The organism is Alteromonas sp. B31-7, assembly GCF_015767655.1.
In the GTDB taxonomy this organism is placed as follows: Bacteria; Pseudomonadota; Gammaproteobacteria; order Enterobacterales; family Alteromonadaceae; genus Alteromonas; species Alteromonas australica.
In genome coordinates, this window is sequence record NZ_CP065233.1 from 1936484 (window position 1) to 1958781 (window position 22298).

A 22298-nucleotide genomic window follows, 5' to 3' on the forward strand; every position below is an offset into this window, starting at 1 on the left:
GCAGGGATAACCGTGTCTCACTAACATTTTGGCATTAAAAAAGGCCTGTAGCGTTAAGCGACAGGCCTTTTTGTTATTGACGTCTCACGTACTTACTTAGCAGTAGTACGGCGACGAAAGCCAAGCATTGCTGCCATAAACGCTAATATCACGCCCATAGAGCCGCCAGAATCATTGTCATCATCTTCTTCTTCAACTTCTTCCACGTCTGCTTCAAGGCTAAATGTAGCAATGAATGGGTCATGGTCAGAGCTTTTGTATGGCCCTACATCAGTAAACGCATAACCATCTTCATCAGGGTAGTAAGTTAACGCTTGATCGTAAGTTAACTGATACACTTCTGGAGAGTTGATATTCCAGTGAGCACCGTCAACGGCGTCAGCTAAGAATGCTTCTGATGCAAGAACATGGTCTAAACTACCTACTTGTTCAGTCCCGTAGTACCAGTATGAGTAGCCGTCAGCGTCAAATTCTTCAGCAAGGTTGTGGTAACCATAGCTTGTTTCTACTTCAACAGACTCACCTTCATCCATATCCGTATTAATGGCTGTCTTAATGGTGTAGCCACGATCTTCAGGTGTGTAATCGGTTAATAGCGCAACCGGATCTTCTGCACTATACGCGTTAAGGTCACCTAAGATAAGCACGCGCTCAGGCATGCTTTCATCAGCAAGAGCTTCAGCAAGTGTTATAGCCGCAGAAACACGTAGCGCATTACAGCTACCTTGAATAACGTCAGTATCTGAAACGTCTTCCGCTAAGTCTTCAGCACACTCTGAACCTTTAGATTTAAAGTGGTTAACCGCTACAGCAAACGTTTTTTCACTTTCAACGTGGGTAAAGGTTTGTACAAGCGCAGCACGCATTTGCGCAACACTGTCTTCGTCAATTTGTTGAATAGGCATATCAACAATTTGTGCGTCGCCGGCAGGCACGACGACAGAGGCACGGTAAAGCAAACCAACGGTAATTGCATCAGTACCAATTATCGAACTATCAGCTGTACTAACGAACGTATATTGTTCTTCTTCTGCAAGCTCAGCGTTAATGGCGGTTACCAAGGCTTGAATAGCACTATCGTCACCGAAACCATCGTTCTCGATTTCCATAAGGCCAACTACATCAGCATTTAGGCCTACGATGGCTTCAACGATACGACCTTCTTGTAATGCAAATTCAGTTTCATCTTCTGCACCGCGGTTAGCGTCGTAATCAAAGGTCACTTCACCACTGTCCGTGACTTCGCCATTGAAATAGTTCAGTACGTTGAAAGTCGCAATAGACAAGTTGCCTTCGGTAACTACCGGGTTAGCTTCACGGCCTGAAGTCACCGAAATCACGTCAGTTGGGTTAATACGGTAAGTGCCGAAGCTATAGTTTAGTGGACCAGCCGCCGTTACCGTATCACCTACGCGAATTGCGTTTGCGTAGCTAAAGGTTGGGAAGTAACTGATATCGTCTGGGTATGAGTTGCTGTTGTCATCTTCAATCGTCAGTAAGCTAGCTTCAGCAGCTTCCACAGCGGCTTCATACGCTTCGCTTAACGGTGCTGCTACATCACTTGGCTGACGCTTTATGCTATCACTAACGACAAGCTCGCCGTAACGCCATAAATTGTTCTGGCTCGTCACGGTTGCATCGGTAACCGATACAAGCATGCCTTCCAATGTTTCAAGGTCTACGTCATAAGGCATAGCCAATTCAGTGGTTAATACGTCGTCTGAAGCACCACAGTCAGCCGGTGTGACATCAGCATCCATTGTTAAGGTTGTTAGCCCGTAGTTTTCACCCACTTCACCATAAAGACGAATAATATGACCAGCTTCAATGTCAGTACTACCATCTACAAATAGGCCTTCTGATGTCGTTGCATCATCATCGCTTTGTACTGTTTCTTCCTGAATAAAGAAGCCGTCTGCACGGAAACCTGTAATCACCGCTTCTACAATATGGCTATTGCCTACTTCAGCAGAAGCATCATCGCTTCCCTGAATAGCGCTAATTAGCGTTGCATCAGTGCTACATTCACCGAGTTCCACTGTAGGTACTTCAGGCTCAACCACCACTTCACCACCACCTTCGGTGCTAAAGGTGCCAGCTGGGAACGCGGTGGCGGCAGCTGTATTGGTGCCTTCACCATCTAATGCGTCTGTGCCGCTGAACGTCCAGTTAGCCGCATCAAATGTTCCACTGTTTGCGGTTTCACCATCTTTACGATATGCCCAGCCGTCGGTGTACTCCCAGGTTTCACCAGAACCGTCTACATCGATAGCTCCAAAGGTGTCTACAACAGCATCATTTTGGAACAGTTCAATGGCATCGTCACCATTAATGCCCATTGCACTTGAATCATAATCTGGGGCGCTACCAAAAAAAGTGGTAAAACCGTCGATTTCCGAAGCGACATAGATATAGCTACCCGCTGAAGCGCTATCGGCCGGGAAGGTAAATTCTACGCCGTCGGTGCCGCCGCCATTGTTGGCGGTACCAATTCCGTATACAGATAAATCGGCGATATCGTTAACAACATACAGCTCCACAGCTTTTGGTATACCGCCAGTCAATGGGCCATCGATAACGCCGCTGATCACAAGATCAGATGCGTTCGCTGAAAACGCAGACAGTATGCCTGCAGTTAGTAGTGACAATGATGTCTTCATTGTTGTTTCCCTTTAATCGTCTTATTGTTTTGAGCCTGTTTTAACAAGCTATGTTTTATTGCTACGAACTAGCCTATAAGAGTAGGGATGGCGGAGGAATGATTTGATAACATTCAAGCTGATTTTAAGAATATTCAATAAATTCAAATAGTTACTTTGTATGAGTAAATTTACTCATGACTTTATGTTGTCATAAATTGATATTTAATTGCTTTAAATAACACTATGTTTAATTTCGTGGGTGAATGAGTGAATGCTAGCGCCGTTAATATTTACTTAACGGCGGTTGAAGAATTCGTGTTTCTCAGGTCGCCGACAAACGCTCGATGATCGTCGATGACTTGCAGGGCATATTGATTTGCGCTTTCTATTAACGCATTAGAAGCGGTATTAAAATGTGTCGCCGCTTGGCTAGCGAAGCGTGTGCTTCTTCTGTCTCCCCGACAATGTGCTAACGCTAATGTATAACCACACAGTGCACCAAAATCCGCGAACCCGCCTTCAATGGCTTTTTTTCCCATAGCAATATCTTCTGGGTTTAATCCTACCTTCGCGTGATGACGAGAACGAACCAGCCAGTGGCTGTTATCCCAGCGCACCTCATCTAAAAGAAGGTCTGGTCGCCGTTGCATGCGTCGCTGACTACGCGCTGTTAAATGCGCGGGGTTAAGTCTGTTTACAGGGCACAGATCAGTAAAGTAGTGCAAAGGCGCCGCTGTACGCTGCTGTTTGACTTCAACAATATGGCAGTAAGAGAAACTTTGTTCATTGTGGGGTTTCCCGGGGCCTACTAAAAAATAATAGCGACGCAGATTAACCGATCCGGTACCTGCGTTGTGTCGCGAGGTAATATCTACAACATTGTCATCCATATAAGGAGAAAATGCCTGATGAAGGTTGTTATAGTCTTCTTTAGAGACAGGCGTGAATTTATCAGGAATGTGTTTAAAGGCCAGCCCGTCATCATGCATCTTTACGGCTTTAGCTAATGCACTTTTCGACGTAAAGTCGTCCCCTGTGGATGAGCGCTTTAATGCCTTTAGATACAGCTTACTTAATTTACCACCGGGGTTTGTGTCCATGGCTTCGTTTAGCACATTGTTATCTTCAATGACCCGTTGGCACGTTTCAACATAGCGCTTTAGGCAAGCCGATTGGGCGTCGATGACATCATTTAAATCAACTATCGGCTTTTGAGGGTCTATATCTAACAGTTGATAGTCACCAGATTGGCCACCTTCTACGTGTCGCTGCATTAAATGGAAGGAGGTGAGTAAGCGAAGGATGTCCCAATGCGCATATCCCACACAGGCATCGTCAAAGTCATTCGGTGCAAAAATGACCGTATCGCCATGAGAGCCTTCCTCGGTTAAAAAACCGAAATTGGCGCTGTGACAATCTCCCATAACGCTGGTTAAGGGCACGCTAAAGCACTGGTCTGGCACCGCAATGGTGTGACTTTGTAAATCAGCATAAAAAAGTTGCGCACTGCCTCGATAAAAAACAAAAGGACTTTGTGCCATTTTCAAGTGTTTCGACAATGAGGGGGTAGGGCACTTCCCATCTACTCGGGCGATTTCTCGTTGTATATACTGGTATCTATTCATGAATGACATGTGCTTGTAACAATAATAGCCGTAACATTAACGAGATTGACGAAGGAATGCGAGGCTTGTAGTGAACGGCGAATTATGCGATATTTCGCCTCGTTCAGAAAAGCGGCTAAATTGGTTGGTTTTAATTGATAAAACTGATTTAACCATTCAGATTTACCAATTGGTGTTTCTGAACTTCTCGCGCTATTCTTGTCAACAGTTAAGCGCAAGGGTGTTGGCGCAAGTAAGTGAACATCTTAGCATTAAATTACGTAATCTTGTTTTAGCGCACATGTTGCAGCTTTAAACAAAAACTCAATAAATGGAGAATTAAACATGGCATTGATCAATACTGCTATTAAGCCTTTCAAAGCAACGGCATTTAAAGACGGTGAATTCATCGACGTAAGCAGCGAAGACATCAAAGGTAAGTGGGCAGTATTCGTATTTTACCCAGCAGATTTCACGTTTGTATGTCCAACTGAGCTTGGCGACATTGCTGACAAATACGAAGAGCTTCAATCTCGTGGCGTAGAAGTGTTCTCTGTATCTACAGACACTCACTTTACCCACAAAGCGTGGCACGATTCTTCAGACACTATCAACAAGATCAAGTTTGCTATGATTGGCGACCCTACGGGCGAAATCACACGTAACTTCGATTGTATGCGTGAAACGATGGGTCTTGCTGACCGTGCTACATTCGTTGTAGACCCAGAAGGTATTGTGCAAGCAATGGAAATCACGTCTGAAGGCATTGGCCGTGACGCTGACGACCTAGTTCGTAAAATCAAAGCTGCTCAGTACGTTGCAAACAACCCAGGTGAAGTTTGCCCAGCAAAATGGAAAGAAGGCGAAGCAACCCTTGCTCCATCTCTTGACCTAGTAGGCAAAATCTAAGCAACGGCTTAGCACCTAGCTATATAAGGGAGTGATTCTCCACTCCCTTTCTTTATAAACCCTAATTTCGCTATTCAGTTAGCCATCAAAATGGTTGACAGGGATCGGCGTGTCGAAAAAAAGGCAGAACAACCGTGTTAACTAAAGAAATTTTGCAAGCATTGAAAGGTTACACCGAGTCAATGCAAAAAAACGTAACCTTTGTCGTACAGACTGGTGAACACAGCAAGCGTGCTGAGCTTGTGTCGTTTCTGTCCGACATTGCAGGTGTAAGCGATAAATTAAATGTTGAAGAACGTGATACGCAAGGTCAATTGCGTAGCGCAATCAGTTTCCTACTTGAAGCCGATGGCCAAGATACGGGGATTCGCTTCTCAGGCATTCCAGGCGGGCATGAGTTCAACTCACTGATCATTGCTATTCTTCACGCCTCAGGAACTGAACTGAAAGTAGACGACAGCGTTAAATCTATAGTTAAAGCTGTAAAAGACGAACTTAACTTTGAAGTGTTCATCAGCCTTAGCTGTCACAACTGCCCAGAAGTTGTGCAGGCGCTTAATCAATTCGCGCTATTGAACGACAATATTACGTCTGAAATGATTGACGGTGGTTTATATCAAAACCTGATCAGTGAGCGAGATATTCAAGGCGTTCCAAGCGTTTACCTAAACGGTGAGTTATTTGCCAACGGTAAAGTTGACGCAGCCTCACTTATCGACAAGCTTATTGAACGCGATCCGTCGTTAAAAGAAGCGAATACAGGCGTACAATTACCACTTCAAGATGTCACCGTAATTGGTGGTGGTCCTGCAGGCGTAGCGTCTGCTATATACAGTGCTCGTAAAGGCCTTAAAGTTACCGTCGTGGCTGAAAGCTTTGGTGGCCAAGTAAAAGATACTATGGGTATTGAGAATCTTATCTCTGTACCAAAAACCACAGGCCCAGAGCTTGTTGGTAATTTGATGGAACACGTTAACGATTACGACATTACGCTTAAAGAGCATGTGCGTGTTGAGAATATCGAAAAAGGTAATGTGAAGACCATCACACTGTCTTCTGGTGAACAAATTCGTACCCGTTCACTGGTGGTTGCCACTGGTGCTCGCTGGAGAGAGTTGGGCGTGCCCGGTGAGAGAGAGAATGTTGGTAATGGTGTTGCGTATTGTCCGCACTGTGATGGTCCATTCTTTAAAGGTAAAGATGTGGCTGTTATTGGCGGCGGTAACTCAGGTATTGAAGCTGCACTAGATTTGGCAGGCATTGTAAAATCGGTAACCGTATTTGAATTTATGCCTACGCTTAAGGCCGATCAGGTACTGATTGACCAAGCTGAAAAGCGTGACAATATTACGATTATTAAGAATGCCGCTACCCGTCAGATTTTGGCTGAAAACGGTAAAGTCAATGCCATTGAATATCAAGATAGAAGCACTAATGAAGTGCATACTCTTGACTTAGCAGGTGTATTCGTCCAAATCGGGTTGGTGCCTAATAGCCAATTCATGAAAGATGTGGTGGAAATGACACCGTATGGCGAGATTGTTGTAGATACTAAGTGTCAAACCTCTGAAGCAGGCATTTTTGCTGCGGGTGACGTGACAACTGTACCCTACAAGCAAATCGTTATTTCAATGGGCGAGGGCGCAAAAGCTTCTCTTGCAGCATTTGAATACTTACTCAGTCACGAAGTTATTGAGTCTGAAGACGAAAGTGCTGCTGCATAACAACAAAATACGCCTTCATTGAACAGGCAACACTAAAAAGCAGACGCGTTATCGCGTCTGCTTTTTTTATACCTATTTTTCATCGTGTCGAGCCAACCTTGTTTAGCGAGTCATTGGGATAAAACTCGCTACTACAAATGATAAGTCTTATCATTTGCAGTTTGGTTTGTTAGTATTGTTCTAGACGTCATGTACAGTGCCTCCATGGGCTGCAAATAATCATAACTAACACACAGATAACAACCCTAAAACTATGAAAACACATAGCATCACACTCACCGCCCTATCCATCGCAATATCGTCAAGTATCGCATTGAATGTTAATGCTCAATCGACTACAGACGCCAATCAAGAAACAGATGAAGCCATTGAAAAGGTAGCCGTTGTTGGAACACGAAGCGCCTTCGGGGCCACAAAGACCAATACGCCTATTATGGAATTGTCTCGAACAATTTCTATCGAAACCGCGTTGGATCTCAAGCAAAAGGGGGCACTTAACTTGTCCCAAACTGCAACCTATATGGCGGGCGTCACGGGAGAGACGTATGGCTATGCTACCCGTGTAGATTCGGTTTCTTCTAGAGGTTTAAGTATTCCCCGCTATCGAGATTCTATTCAAGAGCTGTTTGGAAGCTATAACTCTACTCGCGCAGAAGTGTATACCATGGAGCAAGTCGAGTTACTAAAAGGCCCTGCGTCAGTGCTTTACGGTCAAGGCTCACCGGGGGGAATTGTTAACTATGTTTCCAAAACGCCCACGCTAGGCAAGGGCAGTGAAGTGACTCTGTCTTATGGCTCATTTTCTCGCGCTCAACTCGGCGTAGACATTAACGAAAGCTTGTCCGATGACGATAAATGGGTAGGCCGCTTTGTCGGTCTGTATCGCGACTCAGAGTCGCAAGTTGACTATGTTACTGACGATACTCAAGTGCTCATGCCTTCTGTGTCATATATGCCATCCGATAATACAACACTCACGGTCATTGGGATGTTCCAAGACACCAACAGTGATACCGCCGCGCAGTTTATTCCTGTTGAAGGTACCTTATTACCGTTGGCTGATGGCACGTATTTACCGGATCAGGATGTCTATGTTGGCGAACCTGATTTTAATAAATTTGATACGAAATCCAGTCAGGTTACTTTGCTTGGTGAGCATATATTTAACGACACTACGTCGGTTTCATTTACTGCACTATGGCGAGACGGTGAAGCGGATTACCATCAAGCGTGGGCGACCTTCACGGGCGGCACACGTTATCTTAATGCCTATGTTGGCGCGCCGGTTGCGCCTACTGATACTTACGTCCCCCGTACCTTCTATCAAGCTGACAACACGTTTAACCAACATGCGTTGGATGTCCGCGTGACAAAGCGTTTTGCTACAGGTTATTTAGAACATGAATTACTGGCGGGCGTGCAGTACCAAAACGTTGAGACCGATACGAATTCTGCATACTACGCCGGTGGCGGCGCATTAGCAGGCGATTTTAGCTACATTTTAGATTTAGCTAATCCCGTTTATACTGGCGCACCAGAACAAGCGATTTTCGATGCCATATATTATGACGCTCCTGAGCAAACCGTGTCTGATTCTGGCCTTTATTTATCTGATCAAATTTCGTTAGATAGCTGGCGATTTACCTTAGGGCTTCGCCACGATAAAGTCGACAACGATAATGGCACAACGGACCAAGAAGATAGCCAAACCTCCTACTCGGCGGGGGTGCTATACCAATTTGATAACGGTCTATCACCTTATATTAGTTATGCTGAATCTTTCGAAACCGTGGTGGGGCTTGATGTTAATGGCAATCAATTAAAGCCTGAAGAGGGACGTCAGTACGAAGCGGGTATCAAGTATGAAATGTCGGCGATACCAGGTTATATCACCCTCGCTTATTATGATATTGAAGTGTCAAACTTACCTAATCCTAACAGCTTGCCTGTGGAAGCTGCACAGCAACAAGGTGTGACAAAAATCAGCGGCGTTGAAATTGAAGGGCGCTTAAATTTCGGTGACGTGTCTGCGCAGTTCGCAGGCTCGGTGATGGATGGTGAAGATCCAAATGGTTACGCGCTTTCCGCCCAACCTGAGAATAACGCATCATTGTGGTTAAACTATGCACCCGAAGCATTTGCGGGGGTGAGCATGGGCGCGGGCGTTCGCTACGTAGGTGAAAGTGTTTCGGAAAATGGCACTATTCGTTATGAAACACCAAGCTACACACTGGCAGACCTCATGTTAGCGTATTCAGTAACGAATAACCTAGATTTACAGTTGAATGTCAGAAACCTGACTGATAAGAAATACCTCACTTCATGCCTCTATAGAGGTGACTGCTTCCCTGGTGTTAGGCGTACTATTAACGCATCGCTTACCTATTCATTTTAAGGAGAAATCATGCTTACCGTTGCCGCAAGTGGTTTAACCCTTGCTGCTGTAGCAACAGTTTACAAAAGTTGGCGGTCTCAGACCCCAGCTTTTCTGTATATAGGATTGTTGGTATGGCTTATTTCAACTATTTGTTGGTCATATGCGCAGGGTTGGGAGTTTGGTTTACTCTACGCGTTATGTATTCCTGCCATTTTGGTGTGGCCGTTTATCGCGCTAAATCAAACCGTACTTCCAGAACCGAAAAACAGGCCGTTAGCCCGACCATTGGATTTTTCAAGAAAACAGGTATTAAACAATATAGGCAATTACCTGGTTACGTTGGTGGTATTGCTGGTTGTCAGTGTTCTTATTACCTTAGCCCTGTGTGCGCTTATGCCGTTTAGCATTGCAGGAAAGCTGGCGACCGGGGTTGTATTGCTACCCCTACTTTGGGGGCTATTTGTTTATCACTATTTAGCCACGGCTAGCAAATTGAAAGTCCTTGGCGGTTATATACTGCTGGCTGCGGTCAGTGTGCCTGTTCTCCTGCTATTACCCATTTAGGCAAATGACAATGGATAAAACGACAAAACAAAACGCATTAAACGCACACAATTGGGTGGGCGTATTTTTAAGCGTGCTCTTATTTCTGGTGTGCTTATCGGGCACGGTAGCGGTTTTTCACTTGGAATTTGAACGTTGGGAACAACCTCATATTCAAGAAATGGACAATGTGTCCCCCCAGGTCATTGAAAAAGCGATGGATACCTTTTTGGCCCAAAACCCAGAGGAATCTCACCATTTATATGTGGTGTTTCCTACCTCAGACATTCCGCGCTTGGTCGTAGAAAACGACCACAAAGCGTATTTTGCTGACCAAGAAGGTAACTTACTAGAAGAGGAGAGTGTGTCATTTACCCAAATGCTGGTGGATTTGCACCTCTATTTAAACTTGCCACAGAGTTGGGGCATGATCTTAGTCAGTGCGCTTGGTGCAATTATTTGTACCTTGGTGATAACAGGCATCATCGCCCATAAGCGAATGAGCAAAGATGCGTTTAAACTTCGCCGTGGAGGTAATGGGCAGCAAGCGCAAATTGATCTTCACAATCGTTTTGGCCTGTGGGCTGCCCCTTTTCATTTAGTGATCGGTATCACAGGGGCCTATTTTGGCATGGCTGGCATTATTTTAGTCACCGTTGCGACGTTAAACTACAACGGGGATAGAGATGCAGTTGTGAACCAAATTTTCACCCCTGACCCTGTCTTAGCACCTCAGGAAGGTAAGCCTGCAATAGGAAAAGCGTTTGCGCAAATGGCAACACTCGCACCTGAAAAGTCGCCAATATTTTTAACGGTACATGAAGTGGGTGAGCCTGAGCAGTTCATTGAAATTTACGCTAAAGCGCCGAATCGTATGATTTACGCGGAAGGGTACCGCTTTGATACGGCTGGGAATTTCGTTGGTGTTGCCGGGTACGAATTTGGTGAATGGGGCAAGCAACTGGTATGGGCAATGTATCGACTGCACTTCGGTGATTTTGCTGGCATGACAAGCAAATGGCTGTATTTTGTTTTAGGTGTCATGCTCACCATGCTTTGTGTATCAGGTATGGAAGTTTGGTTATCTAAAAAAGCACACCCTCCGCTAGCGAGTAGACTCTGGTACAGTGTGGTATGGGGCAGTGTGAGTGCTTTAGCGCTTACTGCAATAGCCGATATGTTTATTTCTGGCTCATTGATTGCCGTGTTTTGGTGTGTGATGGCAGTGAATACAGTGTTAACAGTGGTATTCAAGCGCATGACTAAACCCGTTTGGCTGCTGATATCTGGCTTTAGTGTGTTATTGCTTCTTACCCTGTATGTCGTGGTACATGGCGAAGCTAGTTTCAATGTTGCTTCACTTCAGCTTAATATTCCAATGCTGGCGTATGTTGTGTGGAGTGTATTGCGCGCAAATACGCTACTTAAACGAGAAGGTATGCAAAATGACATCAATTTGCAGCCTTCTTCACCCGCGAGGGAAACCACAGCATAACGTCTTCCTTTTCTAATGATAATTTAAGCCCCACATCGTGGGGTTTTTTGTTTTACGCACACTTAGATAAATACGTCTTTCCCCATCGCAAGCGTGAACTTTCCTTAACCCATAACGGTTTTCCATATTGTATTTAACATGTACTTGACATAACGTATCAGGAAAGCGCTTTCTCATTGGCGCATTTGTGACACGTAATCACTTTTAAGGAAGCTTGAATATGAAGATTTCAGAAACTATAAAACACACACTAGTGACGACCTTCGTTGCGTTAACCGCCATCGCCACTGCGGCCACTTTTACTTATGCAAGGGCCGAAAACACCCCAAGCTTCGTGCTTCCTCAAGACAAAGCGGTGGTGGACAAAGGCGATGGTTGGGTTTTTTATCAATATTTTAATGATGAAACCGTGGGAACGTCGCCGTCTTTAGTGGGAATGGCAGTGATACAGGCAGATAAGGAAATACATCCCCCCCATAAGCATTCAGATGAGGAGTTTTTGTTAGTTACGCAAGGAACGGGGGAGTGGAATGTAGAAGGTAAGGTCTTTAAGGCTAAAGCGGGAGATCTTCTCTATGCTGCCCCCTGGGACGGTCATGGTGTAAAAAATACCGGCGAGGAAGATTTGGTTTTTGTGGTGTTTAAGTGGCAGAGCAAAGGCGTTCCTGTTATGAATAAACCAGAAGGGGAAGAGGCAAACTAAAATATTGTTACAAATATTTACGAGCATGGATGTTCGTGAATAAGTATGGCAGTATGATTTTGCAACAATAATTAAGAATAAAGCAAAACAGCTTTAAGATATGCAAAAGGAGAGGTTGTGAAATTATCTAAAGTATCCACATTATCGAGGGCGATTGCCGTCATATTAGCAGCGGGTATTATCAGCGGCTGTGGCGGAAGTGGCTCTAGCAATAATAATACTGTTACACCTACGACACCTACGACACCTACGACACCTACAACACCTACGACACCTACGACACCAACAACGCCCACCACGCCAGACGAGCCTACGTGGGAAGCGGGTGTTTACGAGGATGCTTCAAACTTTATCGCGCGATGTGAAACACCGCGTACAGGAATAGATCCTTTTACGGGAGAAGACTATCCTGATACGGAAGGCTCAGCCTTAGAAGAAAAACTTTGGCTGCGTTCTTGGACGAACAACACGTACCTTTGGTATGACGAAGTTGACGACAATCCGCCTGAAAATTTCACCGTTGAGGCCTATTTTGCTCAGCTTAAAACCAATGGGGTTACGCCCACCGGTTCTGCGAAAGATAATTTTCACTTCTCTCAACCTACTGATGAATATAATACCTTAGCGCAAACCGGAGTAACGTCCTCTTACGGGTTTTCATGGGAATTTGTTAGTAGTACTCCACCACGTCAATTGGTGGTGAGATACACAGAACCAGGATCGCCAGCCGCCCTCGCGGTTATTCCTCGGGGCGCGTCGCTTTTGCGTGTGAATGGAATCGACTTTGTTAACGACAATACACAAGCGGGGGTGGATGCACTCAACGACGCGCTTTTCCCTGCCGAAAGTGGCCAGTCTTCAACCTTTGACTTTGAATTGGCGGATGGCAGTGTGCTAACGGAAACCCTAACGTCGGAAGATATTGTGGTGTCGCCTGTGCAAAATACGAAGGTACTAGATACTGAAAGCGGGAAAGTCGGGTATTTTCAATTCAATACGTTTAACCGTACTGCGCAAGACGACTTAATTGCGTCTTTTGAAACCTTTATCGACGAGAACATTACTGAGCTTGTGATTGATTTACGCTACAACGGTGGAGGGCTACTTGCGTTAGCGTCCCAACTGTCTTATATGATTGCCGGCCCTAATCAAACGAATGGCATGATCTTCGAAACCCTGCAGTTTAATGATAAGCACCCAGATTACGATCCCATTTCGGGTAACGAGATACAGCCCACGCCCTTTTACCAATACGAAATTGATTACAACGCCGGTGTTTTCATCAATACCCTGCTGCCTAGCGTCAGTCTAAGTAAGATATATGTGATTACGACTGACTCGACGTGTTCCGCCAGTGAGGCGGTGATTAACGCACTGCGTGGTATTGACGTAGAGGTTGTGCAGATTGGCTCTGCAACCTGTGGTAAACCCTACGGCTTCTATCCTACGGATAACTGCGGTACCACCTATTTTACTATTCAGTTCCAAGGCGTAAATGCAAAAGGGTTCGGCGATTATGCGGATGGTTTTATTCCATCGTCATCACCAAACTTCGACTTTGAGCTTCCTGGCTGTACGGTTTCTGATGACTTTAGTGCCGCGTTAGGGGACCCTGAAGAAGCAATGCTAAGTACGGCATTAGCGCATTCCGCTACGGGCTCGTGTCCGGCAGTCACGGTTTCTTCAACATCTCAGTTGCAGAACAACAGTTTAGGTCGGGATGATGGTCTATCGATTAAGCGTCCAAATGAACTTAAATCGTCCATTTTTCTTCACAATAAAATATCCACGCCAATACGACAGCCGGAGTAGCGGCGAATGAAGCGAGGAATATTGATTATGAAGACATTTATCAGTGTGGTAGTGGCCACAATTGGGGCCGCGGGGTGCACAACCATGGCAATGGAAAGCGAACGCTACTATGCTAACCGCGTCGCTACGGATAAAGCGCAGAAACAGGCTATTGTCGATGCCGTTAGCGAATTTATGGGAGGCAAAAGCATCACCTTGGCTGATGATGTCTTTATCAATGAACACTCAATGACCGTTGAGCGTCAATCTGCGGTAGATAGTCGTGGTCTTATCATAGACGGTAGACATAACAATCCAGCCAGAAGTTTTACTCTATTAAAGTTGGCCGACATGTGCCTAATACGAGATGACACTTCTCAGGTTGAATTGGAATTACCCACCGTGGCGTGTGTGGCGCAAAGTAAAGCCAAGTAAACCGTCGTAACAAAACGAAAATCGCCGCGTAAAGGTTTGTCCGTACGCGGCGATTTTTATTGTGCTCGGTTATCTTTTACTGCCTGCATTTGTTGGCTTTGTATTTTGTCTTCTATTTGATTGGCCATTATTTTTAGCCGAAGACTTGCCATTCGATTTACCTTTACGCTGAAACGAAGGCGGTAACCCTGTGTGCTTAGTTAATGCGCGTTCACCTTTTCGTCCTTTACTCGCCTTTTGACGCTTTTCATTGGCGGTTTCAGGGGGCACTAAATGCTGTGGTCCTCGCCCAATTAAATCTTCACGTCCCATTTTTGTCAGGGCATCACGAATTTGCGCAAAGTTTTTCGGATCATGATATCGCAACATGGCTTTGTGCAATCTACGGTGAATTTCACCTTTTGCAGAAGGGACATCTTCGCTGTCCTTGGTCACTTTACGCAAGGCGTTCACTTCTGTGTGGTACATAGTGGTTGCGGTGGCCATGGGCGAAGGGTAGAAATTTTGTACCTGATCAAGCTTAAATTTATTTTCCTTAAGCCAAATCGCGAGGCTCAACATATCTTCGTCGGTGGTACCCGGATGCGATGCAATAAAATAGGGGATAAGATACTGCTTCTTACCTGCTTCTTGAGAGTATTTGTCGAACAACTCTTTGAAACGATAATAGCTGCCCATTCCCGGTTTCATCATTTTAGAAAGCGGCCCTTCTTCGGTATGTTCAGGGGCTATTTTTAAATAGCCGCCAACGTGGTGAAGGGCAAGTTCTTTGACATACTCAGGGTCTTCTACTGCTAAGTCGTAACGCACACCTGAGGCGATCAAAATCTTTTTGATACCAGGCAAATTACGTGCACGGCGATACAGGTCGATGGTGGGTTTATGGTCTGTATCCATGTGCGCACAAATGCTTGGATACACGCAAGAAGGACGACGACAAGTTGCCTCTGCCTTCGGACTTTTACAGCGCAGACGATACATGTTGGCCGTTGGGCCACCAAGATCAGAGATCACCCCAGTGAAACCTGGCACTGTATCTCGAATTTGTTCTATTTCACGAACAATAGAATCTTCAGAACGGCTTTGAATAATACGGCCTTCATGCTCTGTAATAGAACAAAAAGTACAACCGCCGTAACAGCCACGCATAATATTGATACTAAAACGTATCATGTCGTACGCCGGAATTTTAGCATCGCCGTAGACAGGATGAGGCACCCGTTGATAAGGTAAATCAAACACGGCGTCCATCTCTTCAGTTTCAAGAGGCATAGCCGGTGGGTTTATCCAAATATGTCTATCAGCATGACGCTGCATCAACGCCCGTGCACATCCGGGATTGGTTTCCTGATGGAGAATACGCGACGTATGAGCATACAGGGTTTTATTGTCTTTTACCGTTTCGTAAGCAGGCAGTTTCACATACACCTTTTCCCAAGGCTTACGTTTCTCTTTTTCCTTTTGTGGAGGCTGAATCACAATAGGGGCGGCTTCTGGCGCTTCGCTATTACTGGCATTCTTATCCTGCGAGTCGCATTCAGGCTCCATCTGATAAGGGCTAGGAATGGGTTCGATTTTACCCGGTTTGTCCAACGAGGTTGAATCCACACCTTGCCATTCAGGTAGCGCTTCTTTAACAATAATGGCGGTACCGCGAATGTCTCTAAGATCGGCAATATCTTCACCAGCAGCAAGGCGGTGTGTCACTTCTACAAGGGGGCGTTCAGCATTACCGAAAAAGAGCATATCTGCTTTGGAATCGAACAATACAGAGCGACGAACTTTCTCACTCCAGTAATCATAATGTGCAATTCGGCGCAAACTGGCTTCAATACCACCCACAATAACAGGCACGCCTTTAAAGGCTTCACGACACCGCTGAGAATAAACGGTAACTGCACGATCGGGGCGTTTCCCGCCCACATTGCCTGGCGTGTAAGCATCATCGTGACGCAGCTTTTTATCTGCGGTATAGCGGTTTATCATGGAATCCATGTTTCCCGCCGTGACGCCAAAATATAAGTTAGGTTTACCTAACTTCATGAAGTCGTCTTTACTTTTCCAATCGGGCTGCGAAATGATACCTACGCGAAAGCCATGGGCTTCAAGTACACGACCTATAACAGCCATGCCGAAGCTAGGGTGATCTACATACGCGTCGCCAGTGACCAATATGACGTCGCAACTGTCCCAACCCAGTGCATCCATCTCGTCTTTTGACATGGGAAGAAAGGGCGCAGTGCCTAGGCAATGTGGCCAATATTTAGGGTACGAAAATAGGCCGCGATCGGCTTTAATGGTGGCTTGCATAACATTCACACATAGAAAAAGAAATGGGGTCTGTGCGTAGGCTAGCGGTTCTACTTAGCAAGCGTTGGCACCAAGACATGTGAGGCGATTATAACAGTTAGCGCTTCGCTACGGTATCCCGCTATCATTAAATAACCCCAGTTTGTATACTTATGCCTCACAAATTAACCATGAGTGAGAGAGATTAATGGGTTTTTGGCTATTTAAAACAGAACCTGATGCTTTCAGTATTGATGATTTAGCGGCGCGACCTCAGCAAACTGAACCGTGGGATGGCGTAAGAAATTATCAAGCGCGAAATTTTTTGCGAGACAAGGTGCAACTGGGCGACAAGGTATTTATTTATCATTCTAGTTGCAAACAGGTAGGTATTGCCGGTGTTGCTGAAGTGGTAAAAGCGGGTTATCCGGACACTGAACAATTTAACCCCGAGTCGAAATATTATGACCCAAAAGCATCAGCAGATGCGCCGAGGTGGTACCGGGTAGATGTGAAGTTTGTTGAAAAGTTTAACACCGTATTGCCGTTAAAAATCATAAAGTCCTTACCGGAGGTGATGGAGGTGGGGTTAGTGAAAAAGGGGCACAGGCTGTCGATAATGCCCGTGGAAGAAAATGAATGGCATGCACTTTATCGCGCTGCCACTCAATAACGAGGCTTTTAATGACTCATGGCGAATTTAGTGTCTGCATCTCTTAGTAAATAAAGGGCAAAGCACGCTGCCCACATCGGCCATGCTGCAAAAAAGAGTAAGTGATTGAAGGCGTCAAAGTATTGTTGGAATGATGACAAGGTTGAGGCACCGTGGAGAAGGAACACTAATCCGTAGGTGTAACGCTTTGCAAAGCCAGCCACGAATGCTAATACCAAAGCAAGTTGAAAGGCGCCTAATACATATACCGCTGTTTCTGGCACACCGCCAATCGAATAAAACTTTTCGAAAATTTTCATGCTGTGGGCTGGGTTGACAAATTTATCTAGTGTCCAAACAAACATCACAATAAATACGGCTACGCGCAGAGAGAGTAAGGCCCAACTAAGGCGGGAGGTTAAAGAGAGGGGATCTTGCTGAGGGTTTTGCATGAGTACTCCAATTTCGTTTCTATACTTTAGTCTAATGATATAGAACGACCGTTCAAGTTTAAACTTTCATTTATATTCATTTTCTGAAAATAAAAAGTGTTCTGAAATTTTTTAAAATGCGTATCGGTCTAGTCAAATAAGAATTAAAAACGGAAAATTACATGAAAAACGTCGTTGGCCTTGCCTTAAGTGCGCTCGCCCTTGCAGTTAGTCAGGGCATCTCTGCTCAACAACTCACAGAAAATGAAATAGAAATAGTAGAAGTTAAGGGCAACGCGTCGTCGTTATTGAATATGAACCCCGCTGATAACTCACTTCGTGGGCTATTTGGCGAAAGCTTAAGTGCGGCAAACACGCCTCGTTCCGTTACCTCATTGTCGAAAGAAGCAATGGTGGCGTTAAATATTAATGATCTTCACGATATCGTTAAAGCTGCGCCTAATGCTTATGCGTCTAGTGGCTTTGGTACGCCTAGCTTGCCAAGTATTCGTGGTCAGTTGGGTGAACTTTTTCAAGACGGTATCCGCCGGCAAGCCGGTAATAATGGCTTTGGGCTTCCGTTGTCGTTTAACAGTGTGGAACAGTTAGACGTCGTAAAAGGGCCATCGCCCATTTTGTTTGGAAGCACTCAGCGTAACGGCGGGTTTGTTAACCTACAAACCAAGGTTGCACCCACCTTGGGGCGCGAAGGTAAAGCGACTTTTCGTGCAGCCCGATGGGATCAATACTCCGCACAAGTAGACTACGGGCAAAGTATTAAAGAAGGGGAAAGCGGTTTTCGTCTCAGCGCCGAATATGTCAATGAAGGCAGCTTTTACGATTTTGTAGAAACAGAAAGTACTAACCTTTTTATTGCCTATCGTTATACCCCCAGCGAAGCGCTAACGTGGGATATCAGTGGGGAGTATTACGACACGGATTACCCTGATAATGCGGGTATCAATCGTCCGACGCAAGACCTGATAGATAATGGCGTATATATTACAGGGCAGGGCGTGCAGGCCAATGGGAGTGAGGTACCAGGAGCGGGAGCCATAGTGTCTCCTACCGGCGAAGTGAAAATTCCACGCCATCGTGTGTTTACTCACCCGGATGATATAAATGGTGCAAATACCACCGTATTACGCAGCCATCTCACCTATCAATATTCTCCGAAAATAAAACTGAGAAACCTTAGTTATTATCAATATTTAGAACGGGAAGAAATTGCCCAAAATAGCTTCGTTGAAATCATTGATGGCGCGCACACTTTTGAAAATCGAAGCGAATTAGATTACACCTGGTCGACGTCACAAACCACTACGGTGGGGCTAGCGCTGCGCTTAAACGACGTTCTGGGCTACAGTCAATTTACCACGGAAGCAGACAACCCCATTGATTTAACGGGGCCTTTATCTAACCGCGTTATTCCTCTTACTGACGCGCAAAAAGCACGTCTTGTTGAAATTCGCCCCAACGTCTTTGTGTCCCCTGGTGCACAATATGATGTAGACGGTGACGGTAATGGCGATTTCAACCTATCCGATACAACGGATTCACGGGCGTGGCAATCCGGTTTGATGCTTCAACAGCAATCAAAGTGGAGCGAACGGTTAACGACAGTGGCGGGGATTAGGCTAGATTACTATGACGTAGCGGCGCAAGACCCATTAGCGCCGGAAGGTGTAGAGGCTGCTTCTGATAATTATAGTGATACGCTAACCAGTTATCAGCTCAGTGCGGTATACGGGTTAACTGAGAAAATAAACCTTTACGCTGTATTCTCAGAAAATGATGCTACCTCTAACAGTATGGCTGGTGGAACGGTACTAGGTGCTGATAATCAAATAAACCCGCTTAACTTTGCTACGGAAAATACCTTATACGAAGTGGGCGTTAAACTGACACCCAATGATCGCTGGTATGCAGAAGCGTCGTTATTCGACCAAACCCGCAGTTTGCGAAATCGTGATGGCAGCAACAGTGGTATTGCCACGCAAGGTGCAGAGCTACAAGTATTTTACCAAAACGAACAGGTTTGGGTGAATGGGGCTTACAGCTATCTTGATGCGAGGTTTGATGACTCTGCGGCCTTTCAGGAAACCGCGCAAGTGCTTGACGTATTTGACAGTAGCCGCCCGGATATCATCGAAGGTACAGGCGTAGGATCGCCTTCTTTTGCGGCATTCGCACCGTCAAATACACGGGTGCAAGGGATCCCTTCTCAGATAGCCTCACTGAATGCAGGTTGGCAAGTGAATGGAAAGTTTGCGGTGGGCGCTAGCTTTCTTTACACCAAATCATTTCCACTCGATTTTTTGCAAACCGTGTATATTCGTGACCAAATAGCGTTAGATATCAATGCCGATTATCGTGTGAACGAGCAACTAAGGCTTCGCGCTGACATTATCAACGTGACCGATGAAGAAAATTGGCAGCCTGTGTTTGAAGGCGGATACTTTGGCGCTACACTCGTGATGCCGAATGTGCCAAGACACTTACAACTCACGATGCAGTATGCGTTTTAAGCGCAATTAAGGACCAATGATGTTTAAAAAATTAGTGCTAGTTACGGTTATTGCCGCTGCCATATTCGGTTTCTTTTATTTTGATTTAAATACCTATTTGACCTTAGAAGGAATGAAAGGGTCGCTAGATACTTTTCAGTCTCAAATTGCACAAAACCCGGTATTAAGTATTGCCACATTCTTCGCAATTTATGTGGCCGTCACTGCATTATCTTTGCCCGGCGCCGCCATACTGACCCTCGCCGCGGGTGCGTTATTTGGCTTGATGCAGGGGCTTATTATTGTTTCGTTTGCCTCAAGCATAGGGGCGACATTGGCGTTTTTAGTAGCGCGTTTTATCTTGAGAGACACGGTTCGGAATAAATTTAAGGATAAGTTGAACAAGATTGATGAAGGGGTGGAAAAACAAGGGGCATTTTACCTTTTTACGCTTCGATTAGTGCCTGTTTTCCCCTTTTTCTTAATTAACCTGTTAATGGGGTTAACTGCCCTTAAAGTGCGTACGTTTTACTGGGTAAGTCAACTTGGCATGTTAGCGGGCACTGCGGTTTATGTGAATGCGGGAACCCAGTTAGCGCAAATACAGAGCTTGTCAGGTATTGTTTCCCCCTCACTTATCTTTTCATTCGTTCTTTTAGGTCTATTCCCTTGGATTGCCAAGGCCATTGTCGCAATAGTGAATCGTCGACGGGTATATAAGGGTTACACTAAACCTAAAAAGTTTGACCGTAATTTGGTGGTAATTGGGGCAGGCGCGGGAGGCTTGGTAACCAGTTATATTGCAGCTGCGGTAAAAGCCAAAGTTACCTTGGTAGAAGCGGGCGAAATGGGAGGAGACTGTTTGAACTACGGTTGTGTACCCAGTAAAGCCATTATTAAAACTGCCAAAGTAGCCAACCAAATGCGAAACGCCGACAATTATGGCCTTAACGCTATAGAGCCTAGCATGTCGTTTAAGAGGGTCATGGCGCGAGTGCATGAGGTTATCGCGGCTATAGCGCCTAACGACAGTGTAGAAAGGTACACCAACCTAGGTGTTGATGTTGTTAAAGGGTACGCAAAAATTCGAGACCCTTGGACCGTTGATATCCGTAAAAGCGATGGTAGTACGCAAACATTAACCACGAAAAATATTGTAGTTGCTACGGGCGCTAGCCCTTTTGTACCCGATTTACCCGGTATAGAGGACAGTGGCTATGTAACCTCTGATACCTTATGGCAGAAATTTGCGCAATTAGACACTGCACCTAAACGTTTAATCGTGCTAGGTGGAGGCCCTATTGGTTGTGAGCTTGCACAAGCATTTGCTCGCCTAGGTAGCGAGGTAACGCAAATAGAACGCGCACCACGTTTAATGGGGCGTGAAGACGTTGATGTGGCGGAATACGCCGATTCTGTTTTGCGAGAAAGTGGCGTTAAGGTACTCACTCGCCACGATGCGCTTCGCTTTGAATTGCAAAACGGAGAAAAAGTGTTAGTCGTGGCTAAAGAGGGGCGGGAACACACGGTTGCCTACGACGAAGTCATAGTTGCAGTTGGACGAAAAGCCAGATTGAAAGGTTTTGGATTAGAAGAAATAGGCATCACCTTCGATAAAACCATTGATACCGATGAATATTTACAAACAATAATGCCCAATATCTTTGCTGCAGGAGACGTGGTTGGGCCCTATCAGTTTACTCACGTAGCTTCCCATCAGGCGTGGTACGCAGCCGTTAATGCCTTATTTGGCAGCTTTAAGAAGTTTAAAGTGGATTACCGTGTGATTCCATGGACCACTTTTATCGACCCCGAAGTGGCCCGGGTGGGTCTTAATGAAACCGAAGCGCAGGAAAAGGGCATAGAGGTTGAGGTGACACGCTACGAATTTGCAGAATTGGATAGAGCGGTAGCCGAAAGCGCGCGAAAAGGCTTTATTAAAGTGTTGACGCCACCTGGGAAAGATAAAATTCTAGGTGTCACTATTGTGTCAGAGCATGCCGGTGACTTACTAGCAGAATTTGTTATCGCCATGAAGCACGGGTTAGGGTTAAACAAAATCCTAGGCACTATTCATACGTACCCCACGTGGGCAGAAGGTGCTAAATATGCTGCGGGAAACTGGAAGCGCGCCAATGCGCCAGAAAAGCTACTTACCTACGTTGAAAAATTTCATACGTGGCGTAGAGGATAAGG

The 22298-nt window shown here is 45.5% G+C and carries 15 protein-coding genes; 11 read left to right on the plus strand and 4 right to left on the minus strand.

Features of this window, described 5'->3' with window-relative positions; translation table 11 throughout:
• Positions 1-92: 92 nt before the first annotated feature.
• Positions 93-2660 (minus strand): ExeM/NucH family extracellular endonuclease, encoded by a 2568-nt coding sequence (locus IUA53_RS08210; RefSeq protein ID WP_196899093.1) that lies wholly within the window; start codon positions 2658-2660, stop codon positions 93-95.
• A 272-nt stretch (positions 2661-2932) separates the two neighbouring features.
• Complete coding sequence (locus tag IUA53_RS08215) at positions 2933-4267, minus strand: DUF2252 family protein (RefSeq protein WP_196899095.1); 1335 nt, start codon at positions 4265-4267, stop codon at positions 2933-2935.
• 330 nt (positions 4268-4597) lie between these two features.
• Between IUA53_RS08215 and ahpC the strand changes: the two genes are divergently transcribed.
• The 8 genes from ahpC (at position 4598) to IUA53_RS08255 (ending at position 14223) form a co-directional block, all read left to right on the plus strand.
• Positions 4598-5155 (plus strand): alkyl hydroperoxide reductase subunit C, encoded by a 558-nt coding sequence (gene ahpC / locus IUA53_RS08220; protein WP_425592650.1) that lies wholly within the window; start codon positions 4598-4600, stop codon positions 5153-5155.
• Between the two features lie 134 nt (positions 5156-5289).
• Positions 5290-6879: an alkyl hydroperoxide reductase subunit F gene (ahpF, locus tag IUA53_RS08225; protein ID WP_196899097.1), complete on the plus strand. Its 1590-nt coding sequence runs from the start codon at positions 5290-5292 to the stop codon at positions 6877-6879.
• Between the two features lie 253 nt (positions 6880-7132).
• Complete coding sequence (locus IUA53_RS08230; protein ID WP_196899099.1) at positions 7133-9274, plus strand: TonB-dependent siderophore receptor; 2142 nt, start codon at positions 7133-7135, stop codon at positions 9272-9274.
• Positions 9275-9283: 9 nt separating this feature from the next.
• A complete protein-coding gene (locus IUA53_RS08235; protein ID WP_196899101.1) occupies positions 9284-9820 on the plus strand; it encodes a hypothetical protein in 537 nt (178 codons plus the stop codon).
• Between the two features lie 10 nt (positions 9821-9830).
• Positions 9831-11294, plus strand: a complete 1464-nt coding sequence (locus IUA53_RS08240; RefSeq protein ID WP_196899103.1) for a PepSY-associated TM helix domain-containing protein — start codon at positions 9831-9833, stop codon at positions 11292-11294.
• 220 nt (positions 11295-11514) lie between these two features.
• Positions 11515-11997, plus strand: coding sequence for a cupin domain-containing protein (locus tag IUA53_RS08245; protein ID WP_196899105.1), 483 nt, complete (start codon positions 11515-11517; stop codon positions 11995-11997).
• A gap of 117 nt (positions 11998-12114) precedes the next feature.
• A complete protein-coding gene (locus IUA53_RS08250) occupies positions 12115-13809 on the plus strand; it encodes a S41 family peptidase (RefSeq protein ID WP_196899107.1) in 1695 nt (564 codons plus the stop codon).
• Positions 13810-13836: 27 nt separating this feature from the next.
• Positions 13837-14223 (plus strand): hypothetical protein, encoded by a 387-nt coding sequence (locus IUA53_RS08255; protein ID WP_196899109.1) that lies wholly within the window; start codon positions 13837-13839, stop codon positions 14221-14223.
• Positions 14224-14292: 69 nt separating this feature from the next.
• Here IUA53_RS08255 and IUA53_RS08260 read toward each other — a convergent pair whose 3' ends face one another.
• The gene (locus IUA53_RS08260) at positions 14293-16533 is read right to left on the minus strand and encodes a YgiQ family radical SAM protein (protein ID WP_196899111.1); all 2241 of its coding nucleotides are present in this window, start codon (positions 16531-16533) and stop codon (positions 14293-14295) included.
• A 187-nt stretch (positions 16534-16720) separates the two neighbouring features.
• On the opposite strand from IUA53_RS08260, the gene IUA53_RS08265 reads away from it, so the two are divergent.
• A complete protein-coding gene (locus IUA53_RS08265) occupies positions 16721-17185 on the plus strand; it encodes an EVE domain-containing protein (RefSeq protein ID WP_196899113.1) in 465 nt (154 codons plus the stop codon).
• 8 nt (positions 17186-17193) lie between these two features.
• Here the strand turns inward: IUA53_RS08265 and IUA53_RS08270 are convergent, their stop codons facing one another.
• Positions 17194-17616, minus strand: a complete 423-nt coding sequence (locus IUA53_RS08270; RefSeq protein WP_044056926.1) for a DoxX family membrane protein — start codon at positions 17614-17616, stop codon at positions 17194-17196.
• 161 nt (positions 17617-17777) lie between these two features.
• Here IUA53_RS08270 and IUA53_RS08275 point away from each other — a divergent pair, with 161 nt between their 5' ends.
• Together IUA53_RS08275 and IUA53_RS08280 are read left to right on the plus strand one after the other, a co-directional pair.
• Positions 17778-20123, plus strand: coding sequence for a TonB-dependent receptor (locus tag IUA53_RS08275; RefSeq protein WP_196899115.1), 2346 nt, complete (start codon positions 17778-17780; stop codon positions 20121-20123).
• A gap of 19 nt (positions 20124-20142) precedes the next feature.
• Positions 20143-22296: an FAD-dependent oxidoreductase gene (locus tag IUA53_RS08280; protein ID WP_196899464.1), complete on the plus strand. Its 2154-nt coding sequence runs from the start codon at positions 20143-20145 to the stop codon at positions 22294-22296.
• Positions 22297-22298: the final 2 nt, after the last annotated feature.